The organism is Janthinobacterium sp. GW823-FHT01H08, assembly GCF_058797855.1.
In genome coordinates, this window is the sequence record NZ_CM179504.1 from 4,198,194 (window position 1) to 4,217,386 (window position 19,193).

The 19,193-nt window shown below is 64.5% G+C and carries 20 protein-coding genes; 7 read left to right on the forward strand and 13 right to left on the reverse strand.

Annotation, left to right across the window (positions count from 1 at the left end; genetic code table 11):
* Positions 1–99: 99 nt before the first annotated feature.
* The 5 genes from AC3RCG_RS18755 to AC3RCG_RS18775 form a co-directional block, all read right to left on the reverse strand.
* Positions 100–1,545, reverse strand: a complete 1,446-nt coding sequence (locus AC3RCG_RS18755) for an efflux transporter outer membrane subunit (RefSeq protein ID WP_492402976.1) — start codon at positions 1,543–1,545, stop codon at positions 100–102.
* 44 nt (positions 1,546–1,589) lie between these two features.
* The gene (locus AC3RCG_RS18760) at positions 1,590–4,790 is read right to left on the reverse strand and encodes an efflux RND transporter permease subunit (RefSeq protein WP_070219500.1); all 3,201 of its coding nucleotides are present in this window, start codon (positions 4,788–4,790) and stop codon (positions 1,590–1,592) included.
* A 2-nt stretch (positions 4,791–4,792) separates the two neighbouring features.
* The gene (locus AC3RCG_RS18765) at positions 4,793–6,046 is read right to left on the reverse strand and encodes an efflux RND transporter periplasmic adaptor subunit (protein ID WP_121669927.1); all 1,254 of its coding nucleotides are present in this window, start codon (positions 6,044–6,046) and stop codon (positions 4,793–4,795) included.
* 271 nt (positions 6,047–6,317) lie between these two features.
* Entirely contained in the window at positions 6,318–7,178 is an 861-nt protein-coding gene (locus AC3RCG_RS18770) for an alpha/beta hydrolase (RefSeq protein WP_230504654.1), read from the reverse strand.
* Positions 7,175–7,387, reverse strand: coding sequence for a hypothetical protein (locus AC3RCG_RS18775; protein ID WP_162995731.1), 213 nt, complete (start codon positions 7,385–7,387; stop codon positions 7,175–7,177). The genes AC3RCG_RS18770 and AC3RCG_RS18775 overlap by 4 nt, the downstream gene beginning before the upstream one ends.
* A 148-nt stretch (positions 7,388–7,535) precedes the next feature.
* On the opposite strand from AC3RCG_RS18775, the gene AC3RCG_RS18780 reads away from it, so the two are divergent.
* The 3 genes from AC3RCG_RS18780 to AC3RCG_RS18790 are packed head-to-tail and all read left to right on the forward strand — an operon-like array spanning position 7,536 to position 9,933.
* Positions 7,536–8,495, forward strand: a complete 960-nt coding sequence (locus tag AC3RCG_RS18780; protein WP_492402598.1) for a LysR family transcriptional regulator — start codon at positions 7,536–7,538, stop codon at positions 8,493–8,495.
* Positions 8,492–9,481: a D-2-hydroxyacid dehydrogenase gene (locus AC3RCG_RS18785; RefSeq protein WP_492402596.1), complete on the forward strand. Its 990-nt coding sequence runs from the start codon at positions 8,492–8,494 to the stop codon at positions 9,479–9,481. Before AC3RCG_RS18780 ends, AC3RCG_RS18785 begins: the two co-directional genes overlap by 4 nt.
* Entirely contained in the window at positions 9,478–9,933 is a 456-nt protein-coding gene (locus AC3RCG_RS18790) for a hypothetical protein (protein WP_492402594.1), read from the forward strand. Before AC3RCG_RS18785 ends, AC3RCG_RS18790 begins: the two co-directional genes overlap by 4 nt.
* A gap of 3 nt (positions 9,934–9,936) precedes the next feature.
* On the opposite strand, the gene AC3RCG_RS18795 is transcribed toward AC3RCG_RS18790, so the two are convergent.
* From AC3RCG_RS18795 to AC3RCG_RS18825, 7 genes are all read right to left on the reverse strand, one after another.
* On the reverse strand, positions 9,937–10,440 hold the full coding sequence (locus AC3RCG_RS18795; RefSeq protein WP_492402592.1) for a DUF1993 family protein: 504 nt from the start codon (positions 10,438–10,440) through the stop codon (positions 9,937–9,939).
* Positions 10,441–10,500: 60 nt separating this feature from the next.
* Positions 10,501–11,382 (reverse strand): CE1 family esterase, encoded by an 882-nt coding sequence (locus tag AC3RCG_RS18800; protein WP_492402590.1) that lies wholly within the window; start codon positions 11,380–11,382, stop codon positions 10,501–10,503.
* A 75-nt stretch (positions 11,383–11,457) separates the two neighbouring features.
* Positions 11,458–12,681, reverse strand: a complete 1,224-nt coding sequence (locus AC3RCG_RS18805) for a sensor histidine kinase (protein WP_492402588.1) — start codon at positions 12,679–12,681, stop codon at positions 11,458–11,460.
* On the reverse strand, positions 12,674–13,378 hold the full coding sequence (locus AC3RCG_RS18810) for a response regulator transcription factor (protein ID WP_492402586.1): 705 nt from the start codon (positions 13,376–13,378) through the stop codon (positions 12,674–12,676). Before AC3RCG_RS18810 ends, AC3RCG_RS18805 begins: the two co-directional genes overlap by 8 nt.
* The gene (locus AC3RCG_RS18815; RefSeq protein WP_492402584.1) at positions 13,375–13,914 is read right to left on the reverse strand and encodes a GNAT family N-acetyltransferase; all 540 of its coding nucleotides are present in this window, start codon (positions 13,912–13,914) and stop codon (positions 13,375–13,377) included. The genes AC3RCG_RS18810 and AC3RCG_RS18815 overlap by 4 nt, the downstream gene beginning before the upstream one ends.
* Before the next feature lie 18 nt (positions 13,915–13,932).
* Positions 13,933–14,280 (reverse strand): SMI1/KNR4 family protein, encoded by a 348-nt coding sequence (locus AC3RCG_RS18820; protein ID WP_175444700.1) that lies wholly within the window; start codon positions 14,278–14,280, stop codon positions 13,933–13,935.
* On the reverse strand, positions 14,277–14,840 hold the full coding sequence (locus tag AC3RCG_RS18825; protein ID WP_070219489.1) for a GNAT family N-acetyltransferase: 564 nt from the start codon (positions 14,838–14,840) through the stop codon (positions 14,277–14,279). Before AC3RCG_RS18825 ends, AC3RCG_RS18820 begins: the two co-directional genes overlap by 4 nt.
* A gap of 179 nt (positions 14,841–15,019) precedes the next feature.
* On the opposite strand from AC3RCG_RS18825, the gene AC3RCG_RS18830 reads away from it, so the two are divergent.
* From AC3RCG_RS18830 to AC3RCG_RS18845, 4 genes are all read left to right on the forward strand, one after another.
* Positions 15,020–15,787 carry a CPBP family intramembrane glutamic endopeptidase gene (locus AC3RCG_RS18830; protein WP_492402582.1) on the forward strand — a complete coding sequence of 256 codons (768 nt, stop codon included), beginning with the start codon at positions 15,020–15,022 and terminating at the stop codon, positions 15,785–15,787.
* Positions 15,788–15,795: 8 nt separating this feature from the next.
* On the forward strand, positions 15,796–16,461 hold the full coding sequence (locus tag AC3RCG_RS18835; protein WP_492402580.1) for a hypothetical protein: 666 nt from the start codon (positions 15,796–15,798) through the stop codon (positions 16,459–16,461).
* 10 nt (positions 16,462–16,471) lie between these two features.
* The gene (locus AC3RCG_RS18840; protein ID WP_492402578.1) at positions 16,472–17,278 is read left to right on the forward strand and encodes a DUF6624 domain-containing protein; all 807 of its coding nucleotides are present in this window, start codon (positions 16,472–16,474) and stop codon (positions 17,276–17,278) included.
* Positions 17,279–17,472: 194 nt separating this feature from the next.
* The gene (locus AC3RCG_RS18845) at positions 17,473–17,979 is read left to right on the forward strand and encodes a P-loop nucleotide/nucleoside kinase family protein (RefSeq protein ID WP_492402576.1); all 507 of its coding nucleotides are present in this window, start codon (positions 17,473–17,475) and stop codon (positions 17,977–17,979) included.
* Here the strand turns inward: AC3RCG_RS18845 and AC3RCG_RS18850 are convergent.
* Positions 17,976–19,121 (reverse strand): alpha-hydroxy acid oxidase, encoded by a 1,146-nt coding sequence (locus AC3RCG_RS18850; RefSeq protein WP_492402574.1) that lies wholly within the window; start codon positions 19,119–19,121, stop codon positions 17,976–17,978. The genes AC3RCG_RS18845 and AC3RCG_RS18850 overlap by 4 nt on opposite strands.
* Positions 19,122–19,193: the final 72 nt, after the last annotated feature.

Consider the following 19,193-nt stretch of genomic DNA (forward strand, 5'->3'; position numbering starts at 1 on the left):
CTAAGCCGACCTACAGCGCTGAGCCGACCTGCGCCAACCATAAAAAAACGGCGCCGTGCAATGCACGACGCCGTTCTTGGCTGGCTTATAGCCGGGATACTAGTTGGCCGCGACTTGCGGCTCCGTCTCGCCCCAGCCGCCGCCCAGGGCGCGGATCAGCGCCACCGTGGTGACGGCGCGGTTGCCGCGCAGCTGCACGGCATTGCGCTCGATGGCCGCCAGGTTGCGCTGCGCATCGAGCAGATCGAGGTAGCTGGAACGGCCCGCGTCGTACAGCTTTTGCGCCAGGTCGGCCGAGCGGCGCGCCGAGACGACGGCTTCGTCGATCTGCTGCGTCTGGCCCGACAGGATGCGCAGGCCAGCCAGGTTGTCTTCCACCTCGGCGAAGGCCACCAGCACGCTCTGGCGATACGTCGCCACCGATTCTTCCAGCTGCGCTTCGCTGCGGCTCACGGCCGCCTTGTTGCGGCCACCGTCGATGATCGGCATCGACATCAGGGCGCCCAGCAGCCAGGAGCGGCTGCTCCACTTGAAGATGTCCGAGAAGGTATCGGACGCGCCGCCGCCGGAAGCGTTCAGGCTCAAGGCGGGGAACATGGCCGACTTGGCCACGCCGATGCGCGCATTCGACGCTTCCATGGTGCGCTGCGCCGACGCGATGTCGGGACGGCGTTCCAGCAAGGACGACGGCATGCCGGCCGGGATCACGGGCAGGAAGCCGCTGTCCTGCAGCGGGTTGACGCCCGCCGTGAAGCTGGCGGCAGGTTTGCCCAGCAGGACGGCCAGCGCATGCTCGCTGGTGGCGCGCTGGCGCTGCAGGCCGATGGCTTCGGCGCGCACGGTCGACAGCTCCGTGCGGGCACGGGACAGGTCGAATTCGCCGATGTCACCCAGGTCGTAGCGGCGCTGGTTCACATGCACGCTTTCCTCGCGCAGGCGCACCGTCTGTTCCAGGGTCGCCAGTTCGGCGTCCGTGGCGCGCAGCTGGAAGTAGGTTTGCGCCACGTCGGCCTGCAAGGACAGCAGCACCGAGCGGTAAGTCGCTTCCACGGCAAGCGCATCGCTGCGCGAGGCGCTGACGTTCGATGCCACCCTGCCGAACAGATCGACTTCGTAGCTGGCCGTCAGGTTGGCCTGGTAGACGTTGGCGGCCGCCACCGGCGCGCCGTTCGGCAAGCCGAGCGACATGGCGGAAGCGCGGTTGCGCTGGCCGCCCACGTTCACGCCCACTTGCGGAATGCGGTCCGCTTCGGCGATGCCGGCAATCGCCCTCGCCTGCTTGACGCGGGCGGCGGCCACGGCCAGGTTGGCGTTCGCCTGCGTGGCCTCGTTGATCAGGCCAGTCAAAGCCGGATCATTGAACGCCAGCCACCACTCGCCGCGCGCCTGGCGCTCGGCCGGCACGCCCTGCTTCCAGCGCGTGCCGTCGGCTGCCGTCTGCACGGCAGGCAAGGTTTGTGCTTCCTTGAACGCCACCGGCGTCTCGATCTGCGGCTGCTTGAACTCGGGCGCCGCGCAGGCGGCCAGCAGAACTGCGGCGGCCATGGCGCTCAAGACGGGCGCCGCGCGCCGGATGATTGCATTGGTTTTCAATATATATCTCCTTCCAGGTCCAGCGCTGGCGCGGCGACAGGCTTGGCGGCAGCGGCGGCTGGTTTTTTCTCAAAACGCTGCGCCAGGGTGCGCAGCAGTACGTAGAACACGGGCGTCAGGAACAGGCCGAAGAAGGTCACGCCCAGCATGCCGGCGAAGACCGCCACGCCCATCGCATGGCGCATTTCCGAACCGGCGCCGTGCGAGAACACCAGTGGCACTACGCCCATGATGAAGGCGATCGACGTCATCAGGATCGGACGCAGACGCAGACGGCACGCTTCCAGCGCCGCTTGCACGACGGTGCGGCCATGCTCTTCCAGTTCGCGGGCAAATTCCACGATCAGGATCGCATTCTTCGACGCCAGCCCCACCAGCACGAACAGCGCGATCTGAGTGAACACGTTGTTGTCGCCGCCGGTCAATTTGACGCCCAACAGCGCGCACAGGATCGACATCGGCACGATCAGGATCACGGCCAGCGGCAGGGTCCAGCTTTCATACTGGGCAGCGAGCACCAGGAACACCAGCAGCACGCACAGCGGGAACACGTAGATCATCGTATTGCCGGACAAGATATCCTGGTAGGTCAGCTCCGTCCACTCATACGAAATCCCCTGCGGCAGCACTTCCTTGGCGATGCGTTCCAGCGCGACTTGCGCCTGGCCGCTCGATACGCCAGGTGCGGCGCCGCCGTTGAAATCGGCTGCGGCATAGGCGTTGTAGCGCTGCACGCGGTCAGGACCGTAACTATCCTTGACGCGCATCAACGACGACAGCGGGATCATTTCGCCCTTGTCATTGCGTACCTTCAGCTGCGCGATATCCTGCGCATGCGAACGGAATGCCGCATCGGCCTGCACGCGCACCTGGTAGGTGCGGCCAAACTGGTTGAAGTCATTCACGTACAGCGAACCGAGGTTGATCTGCAAGGTCTGGTAAATCGTTTGCAGCTGCACGCCCATCTGCTTGGCTTTCACGCGGTCGACGTCGGCGAACAGCTGCGGCACGTTGATCTGGTAACCCGAGAACACGCCCGCCAGTTCCGGCGTCTGGTACGCTTTCGCGGCCAGTGCCTGGGTGGCGTTGTACAGCGCGTCATAACCGAGGTTGCCGCGGTCTTCGATCATCATCTTGAAGCCGCCGATGGTACCGAGGCCGTTGACGGGCGGTGGCGGGAAGACCATGATGAAGGCGTCCTGGATACCGCCCAGGCGCTTGTTGATCTCGGCCGCGATGGCGCCGCCGGACAGCTCCTTGGTAGTACGCTCGTCGAACGGCTTCAGGGTGGCGAAGACGATGCCGGCGTTTGGCGCGTTGGTAAAGTCGTTGATCGACAGGCCGGGGAAGGCGATGGTCGATTCGACGCCGGGCACCGACTTGATGACGTCGGACATCCGGCGCACGACATCTTCCGTGCGGTCCAGCGAGGCGGCGTCGGGCAATTGCGCAAAGCCCACCAGGTATTGCTTGTCCTGCGCTGGCACGAAGCCGGCCGGCACGGACTTGAAGGTGAAGATGGCGGCAACGACCAGCAGCGCATACACGCCCAGCGAGGCGCTCTTGCGGCCCAATACACCCTTCACGCCCGCTTCATAGCGGTGCGAGGCGCGGCCGAAGAAGCGGTTGAACCAGGCGAAGAAGCGGCCGAAGACCATGTCCATGCCGCGCGTCAGCGCGTCTTTCGGCGCATCGTGCGGTTTCAGCAGCGCGGCCGACAGGGCTGGTGCCAGGGTCAGCGAGCTGAAAGCGGAGATCACGGTCGAAATGGCGATCGTCAGCGCGAACTGGCGGTAAAACTCGCCCGACAGGCCGGGCACGAAGGCGATCGGCACGAACACGGCGCACAGCACCAGGGCGATGGCGACGATGGGACCGCTCACCTCTTTCATGGCCTGGATGGTGGCGTCGCGCGGCGACAAGCCTTCCTCGATGTTGCGCTCGACGTTTTCCACCACGACGATGGCGTCATCGACGACGATACCGATGGCCAGCACGAGGCCGAACAGCGACAGGGTGTTGATCGAGAAGCCAAAGCCCAGCATCACGGCAAAGGTACCGACGATCGACACGGGAACGGCCAAGAGCGGAATGATCGATGCGCGCCAGGTTTGCAGGAAGATGATCACCACCAGCACCACCAGGGCGATGGCTTCCAGCAGTGTGTGGATTACGGCTTCGATGGACGAACGCACGAACTGCGTGGGGTCGTACTCGATCCGGTATTCCACGCCTTGCGGGAAGTCTTTTTTCAGTTCGTCCATCTTGGCGCGCACGTCGGAAGACAATTGCAGCGCGTTGGCGTTCGGCGCTTCGAAAATACCCATGCCGACGGCAGGATTGTTGTTCAGCAGCGAACGCAGCGAGTAGCTGTTTGCGCCCATTTCCACGCGCGCCACGTCCTTCAGGTGCGTCACGGCGCCGTCGGCATTGGTGCGCACGATGATGGCGCCGAATTCCTCGGGCGTCTGCAGGCGGCCCTGGGTATTGACGGTCAGCTGGAAGTCCGAGTTCTTCGCTGGCGAGGCGCCGATCACGCCGGCAGCCACCTGCACGTTCTGCTCGCGGATCGCGTCGACGACGTCATTGGCCGTCATGCCGCGCGCCGCTACCTTTTGCGGGTCGAGCCAGATGCGCATCGCATAGTCGCCGGCGCCGAAGATCTGGATGTCGCCCATGCCGGGCAAACGGGCCAGTTGATCCTTGACGTTCAGCACCGCGTAGTTACGCAGGTACATATCGTCATAGCGCTTGTTGGGCGACACCAGATGCACCACCATGGTCAGGTTGGGCGAGGACTTGACGGTCGTCACGCCGATCTGGCGCACTTCCTCGGGCAGGCGCGGCAAGGCGCGCTGCACGCGGTTCTGCACCTGCGTCTCGGCCTGCTCGACGTTGGTGCCGATCTTGAAGGTCACGGTCAGCATCATCGCGCCGTCGGACGTGTTTTGCGAGGACATGTAGAGCATGTTCTCGACGCCGTTGATCTGCTCTTCGAGCGGCGCGGCCACGGTTTCGGCGATCACTTTCGGATTGGCGCCCGGGTATTGCGCGCGCACCACCACCGATGGCGGCACGACGTCGGGATATTCGGAGATGGGCAGGCCGAATATCGACAGCAGCCCGGCCACGAATATGACGATCGACAGCACCGCCGCGAAAATCGGCTTGTCGATGAAAAAGCGGGAAAAATTCATGTTTATTCCTTGGAAGTCGATGCTGCTTTCGCGGCGATCTTGGCGTCTTTTGCTTCAGGTTTTGCGGGAGCGACGGGCGCGGTCGGGTCGAAATCCATCGCCACCATCTGCGGCGTCACGGGCGCGCCGGGGCGCACGCGCTGCAAGCCGTTGACGACGATTTTTTCGCCCGCCTTCAAGCCTTCGCGCACCACGCGCAAGCCGTCCGAGGTCGGGCCCAGCTTGACGGCGCGGTATTCGGCCTTGTTGTCGGCGCCCACCACGTAGACGTATTTGCGGCTTTGATCCGTGCCAACGGCGCGGTCGGAGATCAGCAGTGCCGTGCTTTGCGCGTGCGGGCCGTTGCCGCCATCGAGCTGGATGCGTGCGAACAGGCCCGGTACCAGCTGGCGCTCGGCGTTGGCGAAGGTGGCGCGCATGCGCACGCTGCCCGTGGCCGGGTCGAGCTGGTTGTCGACGAATTCCAGCTTGCCTTCGTGCGGGAAGCCCGTTTCATTGGCCAGGCCCACCTTGACGGTGACGGGCGTGCCCTTTTGCGCCGTGCCGGCCACGCGCAGGTAGGTATCTTCATCGCCGTCGAAGCTGGCGTAGATGCGGTCCGTCGACACCACCGACGTCAAAATGGCGGAAGCGTCGATCAGGTTGCCGACGGTGATTTCCGCCTTGCTGACGCGGCCGCTGATCGGTGCCTGCACCTGCGTGTACGACAGGTTCAGCCTGGCCGCTTCATACGCGGCTTGCGCCGAACGGACATTCGCGTCCAGCTCTTTCAGACCCGACGCCTTTTCATCGAATTCGCGCTGAGCGATGGCCTTTTCGGCCAGCAGCTTTTCAGCGCGCGACAGTTCCAGCTTGGCCAGTTCCGCCTTGGCGCGGGCCGAGGCGGCCGTGCCTTCGGCGCGCGACACTTCGGCCTGAAATGGACGCGGATCGATGACGAACAACACATCGCCCTTCTTCACTTCGCTGCCCGGCTTGAAGTTGACGGCCGTGATGAAGCCCCCGACTCTCGAGCGGATTTCCACGCGCTCGATCGCTTCCAGGCGGCCCGAGAATTCCTGCGTTTCCGTGATCTGTTTTTCAACGACGGCGGCGGCCGAGATGGGCGGGCCGCCGGCCGCTGGCGCGTCGGGCACCTTGCTATTGGCCGAATCGCAGCCGGCCAGGCTCACGGCCACCAGTCCTGCCAGCGCGAGCGAGGCCGCCAGGGGCTTGATGAGTGTACCTAAGGTGGAAAATTGTTGAACGTTTTTCATTTTATTTCCCTGTTTTATGAAAATTTCTAATGACATGGGCGGCAGGAAGCAACCCAGCTGAAAAAGTGAATGGTGGTGCCATGGCGCCCGACGGCGCTCGATCAAAGGTAAACAGGCCGCCAGCTGCTTGAAAGCGGACGGGGACGACGAAGCTGGCTGTGCGAACGCACAACGCAGACAGGAAGGGAACTACACTGCGTAGTGTAGCAACCGAAACTCAAAAAGTAAACTGATTAGTGTAAGTTTTTTTGCAGTGCCGCAGATGGCGGCTTTATGACTCGGGCTCCTGCCCCAGTCCGGCGACGAAACTGCTAATTTCGCTCAATACCTGCACCTTGCAGGCGCATTCATTACGGGCGGTCGCGTCCTGCAGCGGCGCGGCGGCCATGCGCCGCACGGTGGTCTTGATGCCGCAGGCGATCAATTTACTGCCGTATTGTTCAGCCTCGTCGCGCAATGGGTCATCTTCGCTGGACAAGATCAAGGCTGGCGGCAGGTTCTTCAGGCGGCTCGACTGCAATGGCGACGCGTACGGATGGGTACGGTCAGCGGCATTCGGCAGGTAGCCGCGGTAGGCGGCGGCGCACTGGTCGGCCACTTCGGCCAGGTCCGGACAGGTCGGCAAGGAGCGCATCGAGCAGGTCGACAGGCCGGGGTCGAGCATGGGCATGATCAGCACCTGGCCCGCGAGGGGCGGCCCGCCCCGGTCGCGCGACATCATGGCGCACACGGCGGCCAGGTTGGCGCCCGCTTCGATGCCCGACACCACCATCTGCTTGCCCGTCCAGCCCAGCTTGGACTTGTTCTTTTTCGCCCACAGCAGCACGGCATGCGCGTCTTCCACGGCGGCGGGGAATGGCCGCACCTTCGCCAGCGTGTAGTTCGCGGCCAGCACCACGTGGTCGGGATTGCTCAGCACGAGGCAGCGCAGGAAGTCGTCCGCGTCGTCCAGGTCGCCGGCCACAAAGCCGCCGCCATGGAAGAAGACCATCAGGTTCGGCTGCTTGGCACCCGGCACGCCGGCCGTGTAGACGCGCGCGCCGAGCGCATCCTGCGCGCCCTGCACCTGGATGTCGCGTATCTTCAACGCCTGGCCAGGTGCCAGTTCGGCCGTGGTGTCGGCAATGCTCATTGCGCCACCACCGGCTGCACCGCCACATCGCGTACCGCGTCGTTCAGGCACAACAGGGCGACGCCGCCCACTTCATGGGTCAGGGCGCTATAAGCGCTGGCTTCGCTTTGCGCCGCCAGCGAGTAGGCATCCGTCGATACCATCGCGGCCAGAGCAAGCAGGCTCGCCGCCAAGGCGAATACTGCAAAGTTTCCATTCCGATGACCCATGATGTTTCTCCTGTTGTACTTCCTGCGGCATCACATTTATGCTGCAGTACAACAACTATAGACTTGATCTACAATCTGATAAAGAGTGCAATGCCGAATTGATTGTTCAGGATTCTGAATAATCACGCAGAAAGTGATAGGAAATCAAGTGAACAAGCTGCAAGCCATGGAAGTTTTCATCCAAGTCGTCGATGCGGGCGGTTTTACGCGCGCGGCGGAAAACATGCAGTTGCCCAAAGCCACCGTGTCGACCCTGATCCAGTCGCTGGAAGCGAGCCTGTCGGTCAAGTTGCTCAACCGCACCACGCGCCACGTCAGCATCACCTCCGACGGCGCCGCGTATTACGAACGCTGCGTGCGCATCCTGTCGGACGTGCGCGAAGCCGAGGAATCGCTGTCGCGCACGCGCTTGAGCCCCAGCGGACGGCTGCGCGTGGATGCGCCCACGGCCCTGGCCAGCGAACTGATCATCCCCGCCCTGCCCGACTTCTTTGCCCGCTACCCCGATATCTCGCTGGAACTCGGCTGCAGCGACCGCCCCGTCGACCTGATCGAGGAAGGCGTCGACTGCGCCGTGCGCGGCGGCGAACTGGGCGATTTGAACCTGATCGCGCGCCGGGTCGGCGTGCTGCATTTCATTACCTGCGCCGCGCCCGGCTACCTGGCGCGCCACGGCACACCGCAGCACCCGAACGACCTGGCGCAGCACCGGGGCGTGAATTTCTTCTCCGCCAAGACGGGCAAGACCTTCGAGTGGGATTTCACGCGCGCCGGCGAACGCATCCAGATGTCCATGCCTAGCCATATCGCCCTGAACGACTCGAACGCCTACGCGGCCGCCGGCCTGGCGGGCCTGGGCATCGTGCAAATGACGCATTTCATGCTTGCGCCCCTGATGGAACAGGGCAAAATGGTGGAATTGCTGGGCGATTGGGAATCCGACCCGCTGCCCATCCACGTGATCTATCCGCCCAACCGTCACCTGTCCGCCAAGGTGCGCGTATTCGTCGAATGGGTCGCCGACATGTTTACCAACCACCCGGCCACGCAGCTGAAGGGCAAGAGCACCCTTCCCGCGCGTGCCGCCCTGACCGAGGCCCAGCCATGACCGCAGCAAGCACATCACCGCACCTGCACCCGCACCAGCACCGCATCGTCTTTCTCGACCGCGACAGCCTGATCGCCACCGTGCGCCCGCCCGCCTTTGCCCACAGCTGGGAAGAATATCCGCATACCAAGGGCAGCGAGCAGACGGTAGCCCGCCTGCAAGGCGCCAGCATCGCCATCACCAATAAAGTGCCGCTGCGCGCGGCAGAACTGGCGCAGCTGCCCGACCTGAAAATGATCGCCGTGGCCGCCACGGGCACGGATATCCTCGACCTGGCCGCCTGCCGCGCGCGGGGCATTATCGTCGCGAATATCCGCGACTATGCGCGCGCCACCGTGCCCGAACACACGCTGGCCCTGATGCTGGCTCTGCGCCGCCAGCTGGTCGCCTACCGCGCGGACGTGGAAGCGGGCCTGTGGCAGAAGTCCGACCGCTTCTGCCTGTTCGGCCACCCGATCCGCGACCTGGCCGGCAGCCGCCTGGGTTTGCTCGGCTACGGCGCGCTGGGCAAGTCCGTGGCCCAGCTGGGACACGCCTTCGGCATGCAGGTGATCGTCCACAACCGTTCCCCGATCGAGGAAGACGGCGTGCAGGAAGTGAGTTTTGATGAACTGCTGGCCACCTCCGACGTGCTGAGCCTGCACCTGCCGCTGACGGACAAGACGCGCAACATCATCGGAGAGCAAGAGCTGGCGCGCATGCAGCCGACGTCCCTGCTGATCAACACGGCGCGGGGCGGCCTCGTCGATGAAGCGGCGCTGGCCGACGCATTGACCCGTGGCGTGATCGCCGGCGCCGGCTTCGACGTGCTGTCGAAGGAACCGCCGCCGCCAGACAATCCGCTGTTGAACTTGCGCCTGCCCAACTTCATCCTCACCCCGCACACGGCCTGGGCCAGCGGCGAAGCCATGCAAAAGCTGGCCGACATCCTGATCGGCAATATCGAAGCGTTCGAGCGCGGCGCTCCCGTGAACGTGGTGGCATGAGCGCCTTGCACGAACTCGATGAACTGCTGGGGCTGGACGGCGACGAATACGACCGCCTCGACCTGTTCCAGGAGGCGGACGAACTGATCGGGCAGCTGCGGACGGCCGACGTGCCCGCGCTGCTGGCGCTGTGGCAAGCGCGCAACCTGTGCTGGCAGCAGCGTTTCACGCAAGCGAGTACCAACATCGACGGCGCCGTGCTGCGCGCGCTGCTGGCCGGTTTGCTGCAGATCAGGGAGACGACGCACGGCGTGTTCGAACTGATGTCGCGCTTGCCGCCCGTGGCCGACCATTCCCCGCTCAGCGAGGCCCTGCTTGCTTACGCCGAGCGAGCCTGGCATGCGGACCAGGGGCGGCACCGGCAAATCCAGATCAGTTGCTGGAGCTGCGGGCTGTCGGGCCGGCTGCTGAAGCGGCTGGGGCTGTCTGCCTGGAAGGAAGCGGGGCTGTAGGCCTTACGGCGCGGCGGGACGCTCAAAACTGAAACCCGGCGCATACGCATGATAGCCATCGAAATCGCCCTTGCCGATGGCCGCGCCGCCGCTGCGGGCAATCGCATACGCCATGCTGAAGTGAAAGTAGAAATTCGGCAAGATGTACAAATTCAAATACTCGCCGGCCGGCAGCGCGATGTCGGCAAAGCCGGCGCGGTCGCGGCAGATGCGCTCAAGCGGTCCGTCGAAGCGCTCCGCGGGAATGTCCTGGAGATAACGCATGGTCTGCGCGATCTGTTCCTGCAGGCTGGCGGCGGCGCTGAAATCGGCCACCTCCAGCCCCGCCAGCGGGCAGCAGCCGCGCAGCGAAAAGCTCACGGCCGCGCGCACCTGCTGGGCAAACGGCAGCATGTCCGGATGCAGCCGCGCGGCCAGGATCTGCGGCTGGGCCTCGAGCTTGTCCAGCATGGCCGACAACTGGCCCAGCGAGCGGCAAAAGATGGCGACGGGGTGGCTGTTCATCATTTCCTTGTGCAAGATTCACGATGACACGAGTGTGCCACAGGCACCCGCGTCGCCGCAGCGTTATCGCCGGTGCTTGCTGAAAAATTCCCACATCACCTCGTTCGCATCGACGGCGCGCGTGGTCTTGCCGATGGGCAGGCCAACATTGAAAGCGTCGGCGCCCGGCCACGTGTGGCCGCCATCCTTGACGGTGAGCAAGGCCACCTTGGCGCCGCCCTCACCACTGCCCTGCTCCAGCCAGTTCACTTGCGTGGCGTCGCCCGCAGGACCAGGCATCAGGCGCGGCTGCGGCGTGGCGCCGTCGATGCCGTTGTGCCTGCGCCAGTAATCATACGTGCCTTCGGCCGACAGGTAGCTGGCGGCCTTGCCCTCAAACAGCACGACCTTGTCGGCCATGCCCTGTATCAGCAGCATGCCGACCTTGTCCTTCTGCTTGTGATGCTGGAGCACGGGTTCCGGCATGGGCGCGCCCACCGAGGCAACGGCGGCGAACTGTTGCGGCAGTTCCGCCGCCAGGCGCAGGGCAAAGAAACCGCCGCGCGACAGGCCCGTCGCATACACGCGCTTGTCATCGATGCGATAATCCTGTTTGAGTTTGCTCAATATCGCTTGCGTAAAGCCGACGTCATCGGTACCCGTCAGGTAATCCATGCCGAAGCCCACGTTCCAGTCCTGCCTGATGCCTTGCGGGTAGACGACGATGAACCGGTGCCGCTCGGCCGCCTTGTTCATCTGCGTGTACAGCATCTGTTCCGCCATGCTCATGCCGCCGCCATGGAAATTGAAGACGACGGGAAAGTTCTGCTGGGGCTGGCTTTGATAAGCCTCCGGCGTATAGACGATGTAGCGGCGCTTTTCCTCCTTGTGGACGAGGCTGCTCACTTGCGCCAGAACCGGGATGCTGGTGCACGCCAGCACCAGCAGGCTGATAAGAAACTTCATGCGGTTTTCTCCATTCATCAAGAGCTTGCAGCTTACGCAGGCGCCGGTGAAATCGCGGTGAAATCTCCCTGCTTTTTATCGTATCTGGAGGGGAATGATGTCGACGCGATAGTGCGCCTCGCCCGGATGGAAACGGATATCCCAGCGCATGGCCTGCGCCACGCGCCCCAGCAAGCTTTGTCCATGCGCAAATCCCTGGACGCGCCGCGGCTGCCCCGCCTGCACTGTATTGCTGATGCTCAGGCAACCTTGCGCAAACGCAATGTTGATGCGGCAAGCGGGGCCGCCATGGAACAGGGCATTCGCCAGGCAGTTATTGATGAGCAACATCGTCAACGGCGGGTTGCCGACAACCTCGAGGCGCTCGGGCAAGTCCAGGGTCAGCAGGCTGGCGTCCCACGGATGTTCGTCGAGCAGGCGCAGCAGGCATTGCTCGATGCAGGCGCGCAACTCGACCACCTGGCCAGGCAGCTGCTCGGCCCGCGCCAGCGCGAACAGCACCTCGATGGTGGCGCGCATGTCGTCGACACCCTGGCGCAGCTGGACCTGCCCATCTGCCGCCAGGGGCTGCGCGCCGGCCAGCGCCAGGCTGTTGTGCATCAAGGTCAGCGGCGTGCGCAGTTCGTGGCTGACGTCGCGCGCGAATGCCTGTTCGCGCCGCAACACCGTTTGCAGTTCGGCAAACGTGGTTTCCAGGCGGCGCGCCAGGAAACCGATCTCGTCGGGACGATCGCGCTCGCTGAAATGCACGGCGCCGCCGGGCGCCAGCTGGCGCGCTTCCTGCGCCAATCTCTGCAAGGGCAGCACGAGGCGCCGCGCCAGCCAGTATGCCAGCAGCAAGGCCAGGGCGATCAGCGCCAGCGCCACGCCAGCGACGACACCGCCCACCTCCCGCACCAGGCGCTGCACTACCAGCACGGGCGCCACGTCGGCCAGCAGATACGCGCGCTGCGGCTGGCCGGCGGCAACGAGGTCCAGCGCCAGCACGTGATAATGCTGGCCCGTCGTCGTGAACACTTCCCCGTGCGGGGCAGACGGCGGCACGTGTGCGCGCACCGCTTGAGGCAAGTCAAGGTAGCGGCCATAAACCGTGATGAGGTCGCTGCCAGACGGCGTAAGCTCACCGTGCTGGCGCAAGCGCTGGCTGACCACCGCCGCTTCGCGCTCGAGCAGGCGCTGCACCAGCATGTCTTCCGTCACGTAGGCGATCACCAGCGCCAGGCCCGTGTAGCACAGGCACAGCAGGACGGTGAAGCCGGCCAGGGCCGCAAACAGGCGCTGCCGGATCGACCTAACCATCGCCGGCCGCCGCATCGAAGGCCAGGCGGTAGCCCAGTTGCGGGATGGTCACGAGTACACCCGCCGCGCCAAGCAACTCCAGTTGCTTGCGCAACGCGTAGATATGCGATTTGAGCGCGTCGCTGTCGGGCGGCTGGCTGCCCCACAGGGCTTGCAGCAAGGCCGAGCGCGATACGGCATGCGGATGTTCTCGGCACAGCAGCAGCAAAATTTTAAAAACCGTCTGCGTCAGCGGCAGCGGTACGTCGCCGACCAAGGCGCGCCCTGCGCGCGTCTGCAAGGTGAAGGGCCCCACGCGCATTTCCTGGTGCACGTGCAGCTGCTGCCGTCGCGCCAGCGCTTCGCAGCGCAAGGCCACTTCGCGCAAGTCGAAGGGCTTGGTCAGATAGTCGTCGGCGCCGTCGCGAAAGCCGCGTGCCTTGTCTTCATAAGAGTCGCGCGCCGTCAGCATCAGAATCGGCACATTGCTGGGCGCGGCCGCCTTGATGGCGCGGCACACCTGCAAGCCATCGATATCGGGCAGGTTCAGGTCCAGCAGCACCACGTCATAAGTGTTGCGCGTGGCCAGCGCGACACCGAGCGCGCCCGTGCCCGCATGGTCGGTCTGCCAGCCCAGGCCGTCGAGGAAGTCAAGCACCTGGCGCGCGATGGCCAGGTGGTCTTCCACCAGCAGGATGTTCAAGGGCGCTTTGCTCATGGAATACCGGCAAGGCGCGCATACAGCCAAAAGTTGCCCGATCTTCCACGGATTTGCCGGTAGCTGCGCAGATAGCCTTCCCGTTCGAAAGCGCAACGCTCGAGCACGCGCAGCGAACGCTCGTTGCTTTCCAGCACGGTCGCCTGGATACGCAGCAAGCCCAGGCGTTGAAAACCCCAGTCCAGCATGGACTGGACGATGGACGTGGCCACGCCCTGCCCCCACATGGCGGGCGCCAGGTCGTAGGCGATTTCGGCCGTGCGGTGCTGCGGAGAAATCGCATTGAAGCCGATGGTGCCCACCAGCTGGCCGCCGTCGCGCAGCACGACGGCCAGGCGCATGGGCGAAGCCGGCTGGGCCGACGCGTAATCATCGAAATTGGCCTGCAGGTCATCGATGCCGCGCAAGGCCCAGCTCGTGTGCTCGACGACGGCAGGGTCGGCCAGGTAGGCATACCAGGCGGGCGCGTCGCTGCGTTCCAGTGGGCGCAAGGTCACGAGGGGATGGGTGGAACAGGGCAAGTCAGCCGGTTTCATCGTTTGCTCATGGAATAATCAATCGACGGGGCAATCGGCGGCCAGCCAGGCGGCGAAATCATCGGCGGCCCGCTCGAAATCGTCGCGCTGCATCGAGCCATGGTCCACCAGGTACACGGCGCGGTCAACGCCATCGAGCGCCAGCATGACGGCGCGCCCGCCGCTGTCGTCGCCGATGGTCATGTAGCCGGGGCAAAATTGCTGCGTCTCATACGTTTCATTGCGTTCCCGTAAGCTGTCCACGCCGTACAGCAATACCTGTTCGCCGCGCATGCTCTCTTGCCCATCCTGCAAAAAACGCAGGTAATGCGCCGGCAAGGGGGCACCCAGCCAGCGTTCAAGCGCGTCGATCGCTTGCCCGCTCACGCGGCATCCTTGCGCCGCGCTTCCCATTCGCGCCGCAGCAAGCCGTACAGTGCCGAATCGCTGACGTGGCCGCCAACGATCCAGCGTTCGGGCAAAAAGCCTTCCCTGTTGAAACCCTGGCGCTCGAGGGCGCTGGCCGAGCCGGCGTTGAGCGGGTCGATATCGGCTTCCAGGCGGTTCAGGTCGCGCTCGACGAAGGCGTACTCGATCAGCGCCGACAGCGCTTCATGCATATAGCCACGGCCCCAGTGCGGACGCGCCAGCGCATAGCCGATCTCGGCGCGGCGGTTCTGTCGGTGCACGGAAAACAGCGTGCAGCTGCCCACATACTCGCCCGTCTGCTGCAGTTCGATGGCGAAGCGGAAGAACTCTTCGTTCTCGAAGGCGGCGCTGTCCTCGGCGATCTGGCGCGCGGCGCGGCCGGCATCGTCCCAGGGCGGCTCGCTGAAATAGCGCATCACTTCGGGATCGGCATGCATGGCGAACAGGGCCGCCTCATCGGATGGCTGCGGCTTGCGCAGGATCAGGCGGTCGGTGGTGATGGTCTTGCTGTAGGTCATGGCGCTCCAGTCTGGCGGCAAACGGACGAATGCTTATTATTCCATGCAACTATAACGAAGTGGCAATTTTGTGACGGTGCTTTTAATGTAATATGGCAATATTTCGACCATATCATTGATGCAACTTCATGATCCGCTCATGCACGCAGTAAAACACGCAGCCAACACCGAAGCCGACCATGTCCATCCCTAAAATCCACCTCACCATGCCGCTTGCCCTGGGGGCACTGGCCGTCTGGCTGGGCTTGAGCATGGGCGGCCGCTGGCTGGAATCGGCCGGCTACGCCTTGCCGGGCGCCGCCGTCACCGGCCGTATCGGCCTGTCGTGGGCGCTGGCCGCCCTGTTCGCGCTGGCGCTGCTGCTGGCATCCAGCCGGCCCCGCGAAGCGGGCCTGAGCGCGCCGCAGCCATGGAAAACGGTGTGGCTCGCCTCGCCGCCCCTGCTGTATGCGCTGCTGATGCTGTTGCTGGCCTGGGCCGGCGGCTGGCCGCAGCCGCGCGTGCTGCTGATCGTCGCGTGCAATGCGGCGCTGGTGGCCGTCTCGGAAGAACTGATGTTCCGCGCCATCTTGCTGCAAGGCATGCTGGACCGCTACGCCGTCTGGCCCGCCGTCCTGATGTCCTCGGCGCTGTTCGGCCTGGCCCATACGGCCAACGGCCTGGCCACGGGCGACGTCAGCGGCGCCCTGTGGCAAGCCGTGGCCGCCACCTTGCAGGGCGTCGGCTATGCGGCCATCCGCCTGCGCACCCGCTCCATCTGGCCCATGGTGCTCGTGCATGGACTGTGGGACTACGCACTCGTGACGGCCACCTTGCCGCACCCGGCCGAGGATGGCGCATCGATCCTGCCGTATATCGCCCTGCTGGCCGTGCTGCCCCTGTGCCTCTACGGCGTCTACCTGCTGCGCCCCAGCCAGCGGGCGGTCATATCTCAACTGCAACTATAGGAATGCGCATGGCGTTTTTTTCACGTGATTACGAGGTATTCCTGCTGCTGGCCGCGCCCGGCGCGGCGCCGCTGTGGGATTCGGCGCAATGGACGCCGTTTGCCGCCAGCGTCGACGGCCTGATGGCGCAGGCTGGCGCGAGGGGCAAGGCCGGCGTGCGCAGCCATCAATACAATCCCAAGGGCAAGCCGATTCCCTTTGGCCGCCTGGGCTGGGACGCCAAATCGCACGCGAAGTGGTCGCACACGCCGGCCACGACGCAGGCGCGCTTCATGAGCCTGGAAGCATGGGCGCCCACCTGGACCGTCTGCGAAAAGGACGACCAGGCGCCCGATGTGTTCCTGGCCCTGGCCAATGAATCGCTGCTGGGGCTGGCAGGCAAGCCCTTGCAGTTCAGCCAGCGCCTGGTGTGCGCCATCGCCACGGACATGGGCCCGGAAGCGGCCGCCACCTTGCGGCAAGCGCTGGCGCAACTGGCCGCGCAGCAAGGTGCCGTCGTCTTCGCCCATACGCACCGTCAGTGGGGATGCGCCTCGTCGTATGGCGGTTTCACGGGTGCCATCCAGGACATGCTGATCGGCGGCCTGTTCCAGGCAGACGACCCGCATGCGCGGCCGCTCGATGACACCGCGTTCCAAGATGTATGGAGCAAACTCGACATCCACCATGCATGAACGGACTCCCATGCCACGCCTGAGCTTTGCCATCCTGCTGTGCTGGAGCGTCCATGCGGGCGCCTTCGAACTGAGCGGCACCATCCGCAGCAACGGCCCGCCGCTGCCGCAAGCCATCAGCATCGTTGCCGAGCGCATGCACGGCGAGCCGCAGATACATGGCACGGTCGAAAATGGCCGCTACCGCATTGATGTACCTGAAGGCGGCACACTGGCACTGCTTTTGCAATCGCCCGGCTGGGAAGCGGAACCCAAGCTCATCTTCAGCGTGGCCACGGCGGGCGCGCTGGACTTCCTGCTGTATCCGGCCGCGGTGCCCGAGGCGGCGCTGGCAGCCGAATTGCGGACCATGGAACAGGAAGACCAGTCCCTGCGCGCGGGATTCCCGCCAACGGGGCCGGACCTGGCCACGCGCCAGCGCATGCTGGCCACGGATGAAGCACGCGAGCAACGCTTGCGGCAAATCATCGCCAGCAAGGGCTGGCCCACGCAAACGATGGTCGGCTACAAGGCGGCGGGCAGCGCCTGGCTGATCGCCCAGCATGGCTCCAGTGCCTTCCTCAAAAGCAGCCTGGTGCTGATGCGCGCAGCAGCGGCAAGGGGAGAGATCACGCCCTCGAAGCTGGCACTGGCGATCGACCGCGACTTGAGCAATGACAAGCTGCCGCAGCTGTACGGCAGCCAGTTCCGCACGGATAGCACCGGCAAGAGGGTGCCCTTCCCCATCGACGATCCGCAGCGCCTGGAGCAGCGCCGCGCCAGCATGGGCATGGAACCGTATGCGCAGTACCGGCAGTTATTCGAAAAGGACAATTGACAACGCCAACCGTCGCATGGCATCGTTGCGCCATGCCATCGCCATTCCCGCCCCTGCCATCGATTATTGCCGCCATTTCACAAATGGTGGCTGGACAGGAATGACATTGACCAAGCCGCCTGCAAGGCGGCTTTGATCGGCGACAAACAATCAAAACGTCTCGCAGGCTTTGTTTTCACTTTCAGCGAGCGACCATGCACACCACTTCCAGCACCCCCGTTATCCCCACCTTGCACCTCGTGTGCGGCAAGATTGCCTCGGGCAAATCCACCTTGACCAGCCAGCTTGCGCAAGCGCCGCATACCGTGCGCATCAGCGAAGACACCCTGCTGGCGCAGCTGTATCCGGGCCAGATCGCCAGCCTGGCCGACTATGTCGCCTGCGCGGCGCGGCTGCGCGCGGCCATCGCGCCTCTGGCCATGCAGATGCTGCGGGCGGGCGTGTCCGTCGTGCTCGATTTCCCCGCGAATACGCCCGCCAGCCGCGCCTGGATGCGCGAGCTGTTCCAGCAGGCGGGCGTGCCGCACGTGCTGCACTACCTCGACGTGAAGGATGAAGAATGCAAGGCGCGCTTGCGCCGGCGCAATGACAGCGGACTGCACCCGTTCTCCACCAGCGACGCGCAATTTGATGAAATCACGCGCCACTTCGTGCCGCCGCAGGCGTCGGAAGGCTTTGATATCGTGCGGATTGCCGCTTAAAACGTCCCCGGCAGCAGTATCTTTTTATCCACCTGCTGCAGATCACGCAAGCCGCAAAAGGCCATCGTCAGGTCGAGTTCGTTGCGGATGATGTCCAGGCATTTGGTCACGCCCGGGCCGCCCATGGCGCCCAGGCCGTATAAAAACGGGCGGCCGATGTACACGCCTTTCGCGCCCAGCGCCACGGCCTTGATCACGTCCTGGCCCGAGCGGATGCCGCCGTCCATGTGCACTTCGATCTGGCTGCCGACGGCGTCGACGATGGCGGGCAAGGCTTCGATCGACGATTGCGCGCCATCGAGCTGGCGTCCGCCGTGGTTCGAGACGATCAGCGCGTCGGCGCCGCTGTTGACGGCCAGGCGCGCGTCTTCGGGGTCCATGATGCCCTTGATGATCAGCTTGCCGCCCCAGCGCTGCTTGATCCATTCCACGTCCGCCCACGACAGGCTCAGGTCGAACTGCTGCTGCGTCCAGGCCGACAGCGACGACATGTCGGACACGGACGTGGCGTGGCCGACGATGTTGCCGAAGCCGCGGCGTTTCGTGCCCAGCATGCCCGCCACCCAGCGCGGCTTGGTGGCCATGTTGAGGATATTCGGTATGGTCAGTTTCGGCGGCGCGGACAGGCCGTTGCGCAAGTCCTTGTGGCGCTGGCCCAGCACCTGCAAGTCGAGCGTCAGCACGAGCGCGCCGCACTTGGCCGCCTTGGCGCGGTCAATCAGGCGGTTGATGAATTCGCGGTCTTTCATCACATACAGCTGGAACCAGAACGGTTTTGTCGTGTTCGCCGCCACGTCCTCGATCGAGCAGATGCTCATGGTTGACAGGGTGAACGGCACGCCGAAGCGCTCGGCCGCCTGGGCCGCGAGGATTTCGCCATCCGCATGCTGCATGCCCGTCAAGCCCGTGGGAGACAGGGCCACCGGCATGGAGACGGCCTGCCCCACCATGGTCGAGGCCAGGCTGCGGTTTTCCAGGTTGACGGCCACGCGCTGGCGGAACTTGATCTTGGCGAAATCGCTGTTGTTGGCGCGGTACGTCGATTCCGTCCAGGAGCCGGAATCGGCGTAGTCGTAAAACATGCGCGGCACCCGTTTCTGGGCCAGCACGCGCAAGTCTTCGATGCAGGTGATGATACTCATGCGTTTCCTCGGTCGATGGCTAGTCGGACCATGATCGTGCATTTACCGGTAATTGTCTATCCGGCAGGCAAG

What these genes read in the sequence shown, in the direction of transcription:
- AC3RCG_RS18755 (WP_492402976.1), bottom strand. Translation starts at nt 1,545, where the DNA reads ATGGCCGCCGCAGTTCTGCTGGCCGCCTGCGCGGCGCCCGAGTTCAAG.
- AC3RCG_RS18760 (WP_070219500.1), bottom strand. Translation starts at nt 4,790, where the DNA reads ATGAATTTTTCCCGCTTTTTCATCGACAAGCCGATTTTCGCGGCGGTG.
- AC3RCG_RS18765 (WP_121669927.1), bottom strand. Translation starts at nt 6,046, where the DNA reads ATGAAAAACGTTCAACAATTTTCCACCTTAGGTACACTCATCAAGCCC.
- AC3RCG_RS18770 (WP_230504654.1), bottom strand. Translation starts at nt 7,178, where the DNA reads ATGAGCATTGCCGACACCACGGCCGAACTGGCACCTGGCCAGGCGTTG.
- AC3RCG_RS18775 (WP_162995731.1), bottom strand. Translation starts at nt 7,387, where the DNA reads ATGGGTCATCGGAATGGAAACTTTGCAGTATTCGCCTTGGCGGCGAGC.
- AC3RCG_RS18785 (WP_492402596.1), top strand. Translation starts at nt 8,492, where the DNA reads ATGACCGCAGCAAGCACATCACCGCACCTGCACCCGCACCAGCACCGC.
- AC3RCG_RS18790 (WP_492402594.1), top strand. Translation starts at nt 9,478, where the DNA reads ATGAGCGCCTTGCACGAACTCGATGAACTGCTGGGGCTGGACGGCGAC.
- AC3RCG_RS18795 (WP_492402592.1), bottom strand. Translation starts at nt 10,440, where the DNA reads ATGATGAACAGCCACCCCGTCGCCATCTTTTGCCGCTCGCTGGGCCAG.
- AC3RCG_RS18800 (WP_492402590.1), bottom strand. Translation starts at nt 11,382, where the DNA reads ATGAAGTTTCTTATCAGCCTGCTGGTGCTGGCGTGCACCAGCATCCCG.
- AC3RCG_RS18805 (WP_492402588.1), bottom strand. Translation starts at nt 12,681, where the DNA reads ATGGTTAGGTCGATCCGGCAGCGCCTGTTTGCGGCCCTGGCCGGCTTC.
- AC3RCG_RS18810 (WP_492402586.1), bottom strand. Translation starts at nt 13,378, where the DNA reads ATGAGCAAAGCGCCCTTGAACATCCTGCTGGTGGAAGACCACCTGGCC.
- AC3RCG_RS18815 (WP_492402584.1), bottom strand. Translation starts at nt 13,914, where the DNA reads ATGAAACCGGCTGACTTGCCCTGTTCCACCCATCCCCTCGTGACCTTG.
- AC3RCG_RS18825 (WP_070219489.1), bottom strand. Translation starts at nt 14,840, where the DNA reads ATGACCTACAGCAAGACCATCACCACCGACCGCCTGATCCTGCGCAAG.
- AC3RCG_RS18830 (WP_492402582.1), top strand. Translation starts at nt 15,020, where the DNA reads ATGTCCATCCCTAAAATCCACCTCACCATGCCGCTTGCCCTGGGGGCA.
- AC3RCG_RS18835 (WP_492402580.1), top strand. Translation starts at nt 15,796, where the DNA reads ATGGCGTTTTTTTCACGTGATTACGAGGTATTCCTGCTGCTGGCCGCG.
- AC3RCG_RS18840 (WP_492402578.1), top strand. Translation starts at nt 16,472, where the DNA reads ATGCCACGCCTGAGCTTTGCCATCCTGCTGTGCTGGAGCGTCCATGCG.
- AC3RCG_RS18845 (WP_492402576.1), top strand. Translation starts at nt 17,473, where the DNA reads ATGCACACCACTTCCAGCACCCCCGTTATCCCCACCTTGCACCTCGTG.
- AC3RCG_RS18850 (WP_492402574.1), bottom strand. Translation starts at nt 19,121, where the DNA reads ATGAGTATCATCACCTGCATCGAAGACTTGCGCGTGCTGGCCCAGAAA.